We start from the raw sequence: 11618 nt of genomic DNA, 5'->3' as shown, positions 1-11618 counted from the left end.
GGTCGATTAGCTCAGCTGGGAGAGCACCTCCCTTACAAGGAGGGGGTCACTGGTTCGAGCCCAGTATCGACCACCATTGTTTAGTCATGAAAAATGAATTAACAATACAATAAGTTGTAAAAGAAAATCCCAGGTCGATTAGCTCAGCTGGGAGAGCACCTCCCTTACAAGGAGGGGGTCACTGGTTCGAGCCCAGTATCGACCACCATGATTTATTTCCTCATATCATCTTAAATATATTCCGTTTTTCAATATCATTTCCCTTAATTCATCCTATTTTTTTGATAAGTCCATTGATGAAAAAGAAATAGACTATAATCAAAACTAGTACTTTAGTATTGGTTAAGATGAGAGACGCTGATGAATGCTGATATAAACCAGTCCACGTCCATAGAGAATATTGCCGCCTACTTAAAAGTGACCCATCAATATGATGAAAAAACGGCATTACTGGAAGCGAAACAAATGGTACATGATCTTCTACAAATGAGACAACAAGGTGTCATTACAGGTTGGTATTTTAATGAACAAGGACAATTAGAACTACTCCCTACCGAAAAAAATCAACGCACTGTGATTAAATAGCCTTAAAATATCCGGCCTATCGAGATGATAAAAATCGACTAAAACAGCGGTAACTTAACTTTTTGAGGCTCGGGTAATGAAATATATTTAGCAACTAAAAGCAGTGTAATAAACAACACAATCACCACGCCCAATACCACACCACTCCATTCCCAACGCTGCCAAAATGGCAATAAATAAGGCCCACCAAGCGCCGCACCAATATAATAACAACATAAATACAAGGCAGTCGCCTTAGATCTATGCGCATTTGCTCTCATGGCCACCCAAGTATTACAACTCGTGTGCAAGAGAAAGAAACCAAGAGCACTCAATAAAAAACCTAAGAAAATATTAAATGGACTATTGAGTAAAGTTAACAATACGCCGAAACACATGAGTCCTACACAAAATAATACAACTCGTGAAAATCCCAAGCGTCGAAGCCATTTTCCAGAGCGATAAGTAGCAAAGGTGCCGCTAAGGTAACACAAGAAAATAAAAGTCACTTCAAAGCGATTCCAAGAAAAAGGTGAAGCCATTAAATGCAGCTGAATATAGCTAAACTGATTCACCATCACCATAAATGCCAACCCGCCGATACAATACACTAAACGCATTTTTAAATCTCTCAGGTGTAGAACAAAGCCAGCAATATCGGCCTGACTCACATACCCTTTTGATTGCTCTCTAACAGGTTTATTGAAACGGCAATCAGGTAAATAATAACTTGATATAAAACAGCCTATTAAGGTTAACACGAACAGAAAGTGCATAGATTGAGACCAAGTAAGGTACTCTGACATAATCCCACCCAACAATCGACCTAAAATTCCTCCTAAGCTATTAACGGTAATATAAATCGCCCCGGCTTTTAATAACAAATCTTGACCTAATTCATCTTTAAAATAGGCCATCGCCACAGCAGGTAACGCCGCCAGTAATCCCCCTTGTATCATTCGTAATAGGAGTAACACTGAAAAATCATGAGTCCATATCATCATAAAATCGATTAATGCAATTAAATATAAACTCACTAGTGCAGGTTTTTTACGGCCTATACGGTCGGATAATAGAGCAAAAAACAATAGAAAGATTGCTAAGGTAAAACTGGTGATCGATAGCAATAATGTGGCTTGACTCATAGATACAAGAAAATGTTCAGCAATTAAAGGCAGCATGCCCTGCACTAAATACAAATTGATATAGACCACTATCGATGCAATTGACACTCCAGCAATAAGGCGTCTTTCTTTGCTAACTTGCTCCTTCACTAACATCAACCTCAATGTACTCGCTAAAAGTAGACATAGCTTATCAATGCAACTAGCATAACAATAATAAATAAAATACCTCTTACCTATAGATTTTTGTTATGGATATAAAGCAACTGAATCATCTCACAACGCTAGTTGACGCCGGAAGTTTTACGAAAGCGGCAACAAAATTGCACATTGCCCAACCTGCATTAAGCCAAAGCATAAAGCGCTTAGAGTTATCTTTAGGCGTCACATTAATCGACAGGCATTATCAAAGCAGAAATAAACCCATCACACTCACTGCAGAAGGCCATGCATTACATACTCACGCAGTACTCATATTAAAACAAGTTCAGCAAGCTGAAGCACATATCAAATCCATGGCCAATTTAACACGAGGGGAAGTGAGAGTAGCGGTATCAGGAATGTTAGGTTCATTTTATCTCCCCTCTCGATTAATGGCTTTTAGGCATCAGCATCCCAGTCTAAAATTGTCATTATTTGAAGGAGGAACGAGACATGCCTTAACCATGCTTCAAAATGAAGACGTTGATATCGCCATCGTGACTTCAGATGATCTCACCGAAGAATTTGCTAGCCATTTATTATTACGAGAGGAAATGGTCGTCGCCGTTGGTCAAAATCATCCATTAGCCAAAGAAACAAATATTACGCTCACCCAATTTTTTGATCATGAATTAGTGATGTTTCAACCGGGCTACTTTCATCGTGAGTGGATTTTAAATCAAGCTCAACGGCTTAACCTAAACGCTAATATTGCTTTTGAAACCAACCTGATTAACTTAATTAAACAAGTCATTGCACAGGAGTTTGCAATTTCGAGCGTTCTCAATATGGTTATCGAAAATGAAACCAACATTTTAGCCAAGCCTTTTCATCCCCCCATGTTTTTAGATTTGCATATCGCATGGAAGAAACAACGCCCTATTAGCCAAGCTGATAGGGCGTTTGTTAACTTTTTAATGGACAATCGATAAAGCCCAAAGGAAATTAGGGCCTAGATATATTAACTTGCATCAGGCTGATTATCAGGCATGGCATCCTTAAAGGCCGCCAAGTCAAGACAAGCCGTATTCACTCGCATAATATTAGAATAAGGCGTTAAGTCTACGTCAAACCGCTGCGCATTATACACTTGTGGAACCAAACATAAGTCTGCCATCGACACAGTATCGCCAAAGCAATATTGCCCTGAAACTTGCGTTAATTGCGCTTCTAAGGCTGTAAAACCTTGCACTATCCAATGTTGGTACCAAGTTCGCTTCTTCTCATCATTGATGTTTAACTCATTCGATAGGTACTGTAATACTCTAAGATTATTCAACGGATGAATATCGCATGCTATGGACATTGCCATTGCTCGCACTTTCGCACGTGCTACGCTTGATGATGGTAATAAAGGGGGTTGAGGATAAACTTCATCTAAATACTCCAAAATAGCCATAGATTGAGTCAAAGTGTCACTTTCAAACGCAGTGGTCTCATCCTTAATCACAAAGCTGGGAACTAAAGCTTGGGGGTTTAACGCTAGATAGGCGGCTTTATGTTGCTCTCCACCTTCTTTTACCAAATGAACTGATAATTGTTCAACCGTTATTTGTTTTAAGTTCAATGCAATACGCACTCGATAAGCGGCACTTGAGCGCCAATAGCCATAAAGCTTATTCATGAACCGTCCTTTTTATCATCTTTTTAGATTATCCTTTAAAAAACGCCCTAGAACAGGCGCTCTTTATATTAAAAACTAACCTTTGTATTGCACCACTTTTTGATCGATTGCGCCAAAAATAGTGTGTCCTTGCTCATCCAACATTTCGATTCTAACGCGATCACCAAATTGCATAAATGCCGTCGTCGCTTTACCATCAGCAATCACTTCCAGCATTCTTTTTTCAGCAAGGCAACTTGATCCTGCACTGCGATCATAGTTAGAAATCGTGCCCGACCCCACAATCGCCCCCGCACCTAATGGTCTTGTTTTCGCGACATGAGACACCAGCTGACTGAAATTAAAGGTCATATCAACACCGGCATTAGGTTGTCCAAATAAAGCACCATTTAAATGCGTCACTAAAGGAAGATGAACCTTACTGTCTTGCCATTTTTCGCCAAGCTCATCGGGTGTTACCGCCACAGGTGAAAAACTGCTGGAAGGTTTCGCCTGATAAAAACCAAAACCTTTCGCCAGCTCTGCTGGGATCAAATTACGCAGTGACACATCATTGACTAACATTAGCAGTTTAATGTGTTTAGTCGCATCTTGAACCTCAACACCCATAGGCACATCATCGGTGATCACGGCAATTTCAGATTCAAAATCAATACCCCATTCTTCACTCGCCAGAGGAATATCAGCCTTAGGTTGAATAAAACAATCTGAGCCACCTTGATAAACAAGCGGATCGTGCCAAAATGTTTCCGGCATTTGTGCCCCCCGCGCCTGACGAACCAGCTCAACATGATTCACATATGCACTTCCATCCGCCCATTGATAGGCTCTGGGTAAAGGCGAATGACACAAAGACTCATCAAAATCAATACTGTTCTCGATTAAGCCTTCATTTAACGCATCATAAAGCTCTTGCAATTGAGGATGAAGAAGCGACCAAGAGTCCAGTAGCTGCTGCATGGTATGGGCTATTGCTGGCACAGCAACGGCCTTAGATAGATCGCGACTAACGAGCATTAGTTGACCATCACGGGTTCCGTTATCATAACTTGCTAATTTCATATGATCCTCATTTCTTGTCAAAACATAAGACTATGCTTATTTTATTCTTTGTATGCCGAAAGCCTACCTTCATCACACTAGAGATAATATTATCTTGGTAAAAATAGATGGCACAGAAAAAGAAAAGATACGTAAATAAATCGTTACAAAAGGCCACCTTCACAGCGGCCTTAATCCTCAATTAGAAGCAAGTCAATTATAAAACCGGTTTGGGCTTACTGATTTTATATTCTCTCAATTTATTGGCAATGGCAGTATGAGACACACCTAATTTTTTAGCCAATTGACGAGTACTGGGATAAGCCGGATATAATCGCCTTAGCAAATTGGACTCAAATTCCTTCATTGCTTCGTCTAAACACCCTTCAAATTCTTCATCAAAATAACCAAAACCTTCAGCGTAAGAAGGTAATTTTAATTGCTCAATCGTTAATTCGGTATGCCCATCCCACATAGATACCGCACGAAAAATTGCATTTTTCAACTGACGTACATTACCCGGCCAAGCATAATCCAATAAATGTTCACGACACGCCGCTGAGATCCTTCTAATAGGAATGGAAAGCTGCTGACTATAATGCTCTAAAAACATTTCAGTTAAAGGCAGCACATCCACTTTTCTCTCTCGTAGGGCCGGCATGTGGAAACTCAAGACATGAATGCGATAGTAAAGATCTTCTCTAAAGGCACCACTTTGGCATAACTCAGCTAAGTTCTTTTGAGTCGAGCAAATAATCCTAACATCGACTCTCACCTCCTCATTACCACCCACTCTTCTAAAACTGCCATCTTGCAAAAAACGTAACAGCTTCATTTGAGCTGAGGTTGACATTTCAGCAACTTCATCCAGAAAAATCGTGCCTCCATCTCCTTCTTCAAAAAGGCCTTTCTTGGAAACGGCACCTTTATTCACATACCCAAATAACTCTTCTTCCGCTGCACTGTCTGGCATTGCAGCACAATTAATCGCAATAAAGGGGCTTTCTCTTCGCATACAAGCATCATGACAAGCCCTTGCCATCAACTCTTTGCCCGTCCCGGTTTCCCCTGTGATCAGTAAAGGCGCATCAAGCTGAGCCATTCGCCTAGCTTGAGTAAGAACAGACTTCATCTTATCACTGCTTGCTAATACCGTTTCAAAACCTGAAGATTGATTTTGTAGCGCATTAAACTGTTTTCCCACACGAGCTGGAGATTTCAGCAGAACCACAGCGCCGGCTAAAATGGATTCACCCGGTCCATCGGGTAAGTAGATAGGCAACATTTCAGCTAAATATTCATTTTCACCTATTGTCACTCGTGTGGCTTGGGCGAGTACTTGGGCTTCACTTAACCAGCGACTAAAATTAACGCCTTGTACCCAATGATTAAGCGGCTCATCTTGCACTTCTTGCTCTGACATCCCTAAAGTAAGTAAAGCTGACTCATTAACAATGCAAATTTTTCCTTTAGCATCCAATGAAAAAACACTATCAGGTAATGTTTTCAGTAAGGTCTTAAGTGCATAATGTTCTTGCTCTGAAGGCATAAAAGACACTGTTCTAACGTCATGTACTCCTTCAACTTTACGAATTAAGGGCAATAATTCACTTAAAATATCAAAATTAACTTCCGCGAACTGTAAATAAAGAAAGCCTTGATTACTTGCATCAATGGCAAATAAATTAATGCTATAGCCTTCCATGATAGTTAAAATATCTTTTGCTAAACCAACACGATCCAAACAGCTGACTTCCAAACGCATAATTTACCCTTTCCTTTTCTATATCAACTCAGCCCGCTCACAGCACTTAATCTAAAAAATGAGTCATTAGCAAATACAGTGATGCTTTGGCGGTTTAATGGATTAAACCAAATATGAGATGACATTGGATATTTAGTGCTTATACGGTAAAAGGTTATCGCGAATGTGGCAAGCATAGTTTACAAAGTAAGCGAAAAAACAATAAAAATGGCGCTTAACGGCGCCATGTTTACCTTATTCTAAGTGATTAATCTATAGATAGTAATTTGTCAGTTTTAGCGGCCATAATAAAATCATTTTGATGTAAGCCTTTCACTGAGTGAGACCACCAAGTTACCGTGACTTTACCCCACTCTGTTAAAATACCCGGATGGTGAAAGTCCGCTTCAGCTAAATCAGCGAGCTCATTGGTAAACGCCATCGCTAATTTAAAATTTTTAAACTTAAACACCCTTTCAAGTTGCATCACACCGTCACGAACAACCACGGTCCAATCAGGGATCAACTTGATTAAACTTGCCAATTCTTCATCAGACACTTGAGGCGCCCCAACTTGACAGGCTTCACATTGCATCTCTGCTAATTTTGTCATTATTATTCCTTCACTTTTAACTGATAAACAATTTTTATGATGATAGTTTCTTTTTTGTTTATGATGATATCTTCTTTTTCTGTTCAAATTTAGCGGGCAATAACCCTAATTTTATCGCATCTTTCACACAAGCCATGATATCCATTTTGCAAATATCATCCAGTAGACTCATATGCTCAATCGCGTAATAAACAGGCTGCATAATATCGATACGGTAAGGTGTTCGTAATACTTCTAGTAAATCAAAAGGTTTAATTTCTGGCGTTGGCCCTGTGGCATAAAGGGTTTCACCTGGTGAACTCAAAATCCCCCCACCATAAATTCTCAATGTTTCAGGATCCGATTGAATAAGCCCAAATTCCACAGTAAACCAGTAAAGTCTGGCTAAATATACCCGCTCTTGTGGTGTAGCTGCCAAACCTAATTGACCATAAAGATGAGAAAAATGCGCAAATGATGAGTTTGTCAATAAGGGGCAATGGCCAAAAATCTCATGAAAAATATCAGGCTCTTGAAGGTAATCCAGCTCCTGCTTATCACGAATAAAAGTCGCAACGGGAAAAGATTTATTAGCCAAAAGTTCAAAAAACTTAGCAAAAGAAATTAAAGCAGGCACAGCTGCAGTCTTCCAGCCAGTTGCATTCAATAAAACATCATCAATTTCAGATAATTGTGGAATTCTATCCTGAGGTAAAGCAAGGGCATCTAAACCCAACAGGTATTCCTCACAAGCTCGACCTGGTAATTTATCTAATTGACGCGTATATAATTGGCACCAAATATCATGTTCTTCTTGCGGGTAGTGTATCACGCCATTTGAATCTGGATTACGAGCAATATATTGTGTTTTTGTATTCATTGTTATTCACACGCATTCTGTTGCAACTCTATTCATAGTTAACTAAAGCTGGCGTTTTGTTAACTATGATGCGCTTAATTCTTTCGAGTGATCATAATATTTTCGTAAAATTTTTGTTACACACATCTTTAAAGCTATAATATATGACTGAGTTTTATATGATTGAGTTTTGGAATAAATGAGGTCATGACGATTTATTTCACTCGATGCAGACAAAAACAGTTTTGATATAAGCATTTTGTCCGTAATATAGCAGCACTCTCTGCACTCTTTAAAAGACTAAGGAAGAAAATGCAGTCTAATCGAATTCGTAAAGCTGTTATTCCTGTTGCGGGTTTAGGCACACGTATGCTACCCGCGACAAAAGCCATTCCAAAAGAAATGCTTCCAGTGGTGGACAAACCATTGATCCAATATGTCGTCAATGAGGCGGTCGCTGCGGGTATTGATGAAATTGTACTGGTCACCCATGCCAGTAAAAATTCCATTGAAAATCATTTTGACACGAGTTTTGAACTTGAAGCACAACTTGAAAGTCGTGTAAAACGGCAACTATTATCTGAAGTTCAGGCCATTTGTCCAAGCCATGTTTCAGTGATAAGCGTACGCCAATCTCAAGCCAAAGGACTAGGTCACGCTATTTCTTGTGCCTATCCAGTTGTAGGTGATGAGCCGTTTGCAGTACTACTTCCTGATGTGATTGTAGACAGCGCAAGTTGTCATCTGCATCTTGATAACTTGGCTGACATGGTTAAACAATATAATGAAACTCAAATCAGTCAAATCATGGTCGAAGGTGTACCCCAAGATCAAGTGGATCAATACGGTATTGCTGATGTCAATGGCCACCCATTGTCACCTGGTGAGTCATGCCCTCTGACACAACTCGTTGAAAAGCCAGCAATCAACGAAGCGCCCTCAAACTTAAGCGTGGTGGGTCGATACATTTTACCTGCTGAAATATGGCCCTTATTAGCAAAAACACCAGCAGGCGCAGGGAATGAAATTCAACTCACTGATGCCATTGCAATGCTCATGGAAAAACAAACCGTCAATGCTTATTACATGCAAGGCAAAAGCCATGACTGCGGTAATAAAATAGGCTATATACAAGCCACAGTTGAGCACGCACTTCGACACAAGGAAATCGGTAAAGAATTTAAACAATATCTAGAAAACCTTGTTAAGGACATGAATATATGACAATTTTAGTTACAGGCGGCGCTGGATATATTGGCAGCCATACAGTGGTAGAATTACTAAATGAAGGACATGAGGTTGTCATACTCGACAACTTAAGCAATGCCAGTGTCACAGCCTTGTCTCGAGTTGAACAAATTACTCAAAAGAGCCTAACATTTTATCAAGGTGATGTGCTCAATAAAGCGTTTTTACAAAAAGTATTTACTGATCACCCCATTCATTCTGTTATTCACTTTGCGGGCCTAAAAGCTGTAGGCGAATCCGTTGAGCAGCCCCTACGTTATTATGAAAATAATGTCACAGGTACGCTCACTCTTTGTGAAATCATGAATGAGTTTAATGTTAAAAATCTTGTCTTTAGCTCATCAGCGACGGTTTATGGTGATCCTGCATCTCTACCTATCACCGAGGACTTCCCTACATCTGCAACCAATCCTTATGGTCAATCTAAACTCATGGTAGAAAACATTCTATCTGATTTATATCAAGCAGATAATACATGGAATATTGCAAGGTTACGTTACTTTAATCCGGTTGGTGCACACCCAAGTGGACTCATTGGTGAAGATCCAAATGACATTCCCAATAATTTAATGCCTTTTATTTCTCAAGTCGCGGTAGGCAAAAGAGACAAACTCAGCGTCTTTGGAAACGATTATAACACTCATGATGGAACAGGCGTTCGCGATTATATTCATGTGGTTGATCTTGCACGTGGACACTTACAGGCTCTGAAAAAGCTCAACACAAACCCTGGGCTCGTCACCTATAATTTAGGCACAGGTCAAGGATACAGTGTACTTGAAATGATCCATGCTTTTGAGCTAGCCTGCCAGAAACCCATCCCTTATCAAATTGCTTCGAGACGATCAGGTGATATCGCTGCCTGCTACGCCGCCCCTCAAAAAGCACTGACAGAATTAAACTGGCAGGCAAGCCATACTCTTGAAGACATGGTAATGAGCAGCTGGCATTGGCAATCTAATAACCCCAATGGTTATTCTGATTAAATTTCAGAACGCAGTCGCTCTTATCGGCTGCGCAACCTTGAATTTTTCATATCAAAAAATAATAATGAAAACAACAATACCATCACATAACCAACTTTAAAGCATCATAGTGCTTAAGTTACAAGCTTTGATCTCAATAAATAAAAACCATTAAAGAACACCTAAAATGCAATGTTAAGCTCACAGTTAAAACAGTCATCTTCTTCTATATTTCCAAAAATTAACAGTTAATACCGCTTTTACAAGCATTTTCTAATGATAGAGAATAATCCCATTGACTTTTCATTTCCTTTAGCCAAAAAAATGACATTCAAGTGCCAAATTTTAGTGGTTTTCTTAACCGTACTTTAGCGTTAATATACCATAAACCCTGATCCCATGTAGATAGATTCGATGTTCAAAAAAAACAAAACAGGTGGACTCACCTTTATCGCCCAAGGCACGAAATTAACGGGAGACATACAATTTACTGATGAAGCACTCGTCTCCGGTGAATTACAAGGCACTATTCAATCAACCAGTAATATTAATATTGAACTGGATGGCTATATTGAAGGCGACCTTCAGTGTGTAGAACTTCGAGTATCCGGCAGCTTTAAAGGAAAATTAAATTGCAACAAACTCACCATTACCGGCACAGGACGAGTCGATGGTGAAGTCAATTGCCAATCCATGGAAATTTTTGAAGGTGGGCAATTTATTGGTATGCGGGTACGAGAAAGCGCTGAACTGCTTGCTAATAATTACAAGCAAGTTGAACCTGCAAAACAATTAGAAGAAAACACTGTAAATATTTAATACTTAAAATCTTTTATATAAAAAGGCTAACCCACTTTATGACGTTAGCCTTATTTCGCCTCTTAAAACACAACTTAAGCCTTGTTTCGATACTCTTTCAATAATTGTACAAACGCCTCCCCCTCCCTATCTAAACTGTCAAAAGGAATAAATAAATGATATCCCAAGTACTTATTTAACATTAAACTTCGATGGCCAAACATAGCCAATACTCCCCTATAACGATCATTATTCACTTCTAAGGGAGTAAACTCAGCCCCTAAGTAAGTCTCTAATGTCGCGATATCTTCGTCTTGTGCTGAGGCTGTCATTAATAGTGGGCGCTGCTCAGTGAGTAAGCCCGTGGCTAAGCGAGGAGAAATGACATCTAATACCGCATTAATGGATTTCACCTTTAAACCAACATAAGGCAGAGTAATCCATTGACCATTATGATGCACATTTGGAATATCAATACGTTGAATATTTGCCCAATCCACCCACACCTCACCTCGACGATGAAAATAGCCTAATCCTTTATTATTCAGCGTTAACGTAGTACTCGGCTCAAGTTGTTTAGCTACACCTAAAATAGTTACTATCATGCCAACAGAAAAAAAAGCCAATCCAATAGCAAAATTATCTTTATTTTGTAAAAACAAAATAATACCTATTATCAACGCAATGGCGCCTACAAAAGTGAGTGTGATCCCGTTTCGCTTAGAAAGCGGATGAATATTCATAATCATAAACCTAAGCTTCTCATTCTTTTTTCACCTCATTATACCAATTCCATTATATAGATGATCAATTCAGAGCTTCTCAGGCTTTTCAATTCAAGGCGCATTTATGCTGTAA

The 11618-nt window shown here is 39.4% G+C and carries 12 protein-coding genes and 2 tRNA genes; 7 read left to right on the top strand and 7 right to left on the bottom strand.

All coding sequences use genetic code 11. From position 1 onward, the window contains the following. The 3 genes from Q0791_RS22875 (at position 1) to Q0791_RS22865 (ending at position 585) form a co-directional block, all read left to right on the top strand. Positions 1-76, top strand: a tRNA-Val gene (locus Q0791_RS22875). Positions 77-132: 56 nt separating this feature from the next. After that, positions 133-208: transfer RNA gene (locus Q0791_RS22870), tRNA-Val, on the top strand. A gap of 152 nt (positions 209-360) precedes the next feature. Continuing rightward, complete coding sequence (locus Q0791_RS22865) at positions 361-585, top strand: hypothetical protein (protein ID WP_299011502.1); 225 nt, start codon at positions 361-363, stop codon at positions 583-585. 38 nt (positions 586-623) lie between these two features. Here the strand turns inward: Q0791_RS22865 and Q0791_RS22860 are convergent, their stop codons facing one another. Beyond that, positions 624-1844, bottom strand: a complete 1221-nt coding sequence (locus tag Q0791_RS22860; RefSeq protein ID WP_299011500.1) for an MFS transporter — start codon at positions 1842-1844, stop codon at positions 624-626. 95 nt (positions 1845-1939) lie between these two features. On the opposite strand from Q0791_RS22860, the gene Q0791_RS22855 reads away from it, so the two are divergent. Further along, positions 1940-2821 carry a LysR family transcriptional regulator gene (locus Q0791_RS22855; protein WP_299011498.1) on the top strand — a complete coding sequence of 294 codons (882 nt, stop codon included), beginning with the start codon at positions 1940-1942 and terminating at the stop codon, positions 2819-2821. 29 nt (positions 2822-2850) lie between these two features. On the opposite strand, the gene maiA is transcribed toward Q0791_RS22855, so the two are convergent. From maiA to phhA, 5 genes are all read right to left on the bottom strand, one after another. Continuing rightward, positions 2851-3513 (bottom strand): maleylacetoacetate isomerase, encoded by a 663-nt coding sequence (gene maiA, locus Q0791_RS22850; RefSeq protein ID WP_299011496.1) that lies wholly within the window; start codon positions 3511-3513, stop codon positions 2851-2853. A 75-nt stretch (positions 3514-3588) separates the two neighbouring features. After that, positions 3589-4575, bottom strand: coding sequence for a fumarylacetoacetate hydrolase family protein (locus Q0791_RS22845; protein ID WP_299011495.1), 987 nt, complete (start codon positions 4573-4575; stop codon positions 3589-3591). Between the two features lie 196 nt (positions 4576-4771). After that, positions 4772-6319, bottom strand: coding sequence for a transcriptional regulator TyrR (tyrR, locus tag Q0791_RS22840; RefSeq protein WP_299011494.1), 1548 nt, complete (start codon positions 6317-6319; stop codon positions 4772-4774). Positions 6320-6566: 247 nt separating this feature from the next. After that, positions 6567-6911: a 4a-hydroxytetrahydrobiopterin dehydratase gene (locus Q0791_RS22835; RefSeq protein WP_299011493.1), complete on the bottom strand. Its 345-nt coding sequence runs from the start codon at positions 6909-6911 to the stop codon at positions 6567-6569. 58 nt (positions 6912-6969) lie between these two features. Continuing rightward, positions 6970-7770: a phenylalanine 4-monooxygenase gene (phhA, locus tag Q0791_RS22830; protein WP_299011492.1), complete on the bottom strand. Its 801-nt coding sequence runs from the start codon at positions 7768-7770 to the stop codon at positions 6970-6972. Positions 7771-8061: 291 nt separating this feature from the next. On the opposite strand from phhA, the gene galU reads away from it, so the two are divergent. The 3 genes from galU (at position 8062) to Q0791_RS22815 (ending at position 10781) form a co-directional block, all read left to right on the top strand. Then, the gene (galU, locus tag Q0791_RS22825; RefSeq protein ID WP_299011491.1) at positions 8062-8973 is read left to right on the top strand and encodes a UTP--glucose-1-phosphate uridylyltransferase GalU; all 912 of its coding nucleotides are present in this window, start codon (positions 8062-8064) and stop codon (positions 8971-8973) included. After that, complete coding sequence (galE, locus tag Q0791_RS22820; RefSeq protein ID WP_299011490.1) at positions 8970-9983, top strand: UDP-glucose 4-epimerase GalE; 1014 nt, start codon at positions 8970-8972, stop codon at positions 9981-9983. The genes galU and galE overlap by 4 nt, the downstream gene beginning before the upstream one ends. 393 nt (positions 9984-10376) lie before the next feature. After that, the gene (locus Q0791_RS22815; RefSeq protein ID WP_299011489.1) at positions 10377-10781 is read left to right on the top strand and encodes a polymer-forming cytoskeletal protein; all 405 of its coding nucleotides are present in this window, start codon (positions 10377-10379) and stop codon (positions 10779-10781) included. Positions 10782-10855: 74 nt separating this feature from the next. Here the strand turns inward: Q0791_RS22815 and Q0791_RS22810 are convergent, their stop codons facing one another. After that, on the bottom strand, positions 10856-11509 hold the full coding sequence (locus tag Q0791_RS22810) for a DUF2982 domain-containing protein (protein ID WP_299011487.1): 654 nt from the start codon (positions 11507-11509) through the stop codon (positions 10856-10858). Between the last annotated feature and the right edge of the window lie 109 nt (positions 11510-11618).

Origin of the sequence: uncultured Shewanella sp. (genome assembly GCF_947495455.1) — a bacterium.
GTDB lineage: Bacteria > Pseudomonadota > Gammaproteobacteria > Enterobacterales > Shewanellaceae > Shewanella.
This window is presented reverse-complemented; position numbering and strand designations above follow the sequence as displayed.

Excerpts from the sequence above, each read along its gene's own strand:
- Q0791_RS22855 (WP_299011498.1), top strand. The coding sequence starts at position 1,940 with ATGGATATAAAGCAACTGAATCATCTCACAACGCTAGTTGACGCCGGA.
- Q0791_RS22835 (WP_299011493.1), bottom strand. The coding sequence starts at position 6,911 with ATGACAAAATTAGCAGAGATGCAATGTGAAGCCTGTCAAGTTGGGGCG.
- galE (WP_299011490.1), top strand. The coding sequence starts at position 8,970 with ATGACAATTTTAGTTACAGGCGGCGCTGGATATATTGGCAGCCATACA.
- tyrR (WP_299011494.1), bottom strand. The coding sequence starts at position 6,319 with ATGCGTTTGGAAGTCAGCTGTTTGGATCGTGTTGGTTTAGCAAAAGAT.
- Q0791_RS22815 (WP_299011489.1), top strand. The coding sequence starts at position 10,377 with ATGTTCAAAAAAAACAAAACAGGTGGACTCACCTTTATCGCCCAAGGC.
- Q0791_RS22865 (WP_299011502.1), top strand. The coding sequence starts at position 361 with ATGAATGCTGATATAAACCAGTCCACGTCCATAGAGAATATTGCCGCC.
- maiA (WP_299011496.1), bottom strand. The coding sequence starts at position 3,513 with ATGAATAAGCTTTATGGCTATTGGCGCTCAAGTGCCGCTTATCGAGTG.
- Q0791_RS22860 (WP_299011500.1), bottom strand. The coding sequence starts at position 1,844 with ATGTTAGTGAAGGAGCAAGTTAGCAAAGAAAGACGCCTTATTGCTGGA.
- Q0791_RS22810 (WP_299011487.1), bottom strand. The coding sequence starts at position 11,509 with ATGATTATGAATATTCATCCGCTTTCTAAGCGAAACGGGATCACACTC.
- phhA (WP_299011492.1), bottom strand. The coding sequence starts at position 7,770 with ATGAATACAAAAACACAATATATTGCTCGTAATCCAGATTCAAATGGC.
- galU (WP_299011491.1), top strand. The coding sequence starts at position 8,062 with ATGCAGTCTAATCGAATTCGTAAAGCTGTTATTCCTGTTGCGGGTTTA.
- Q0791_RS22845 (WP_299011495.1), bottom strand. The coding sequence starts at position 4,575 with ATGAAATTAGCAAGTTATGATAACGGAACCCGTGATGGTCAACTAATG.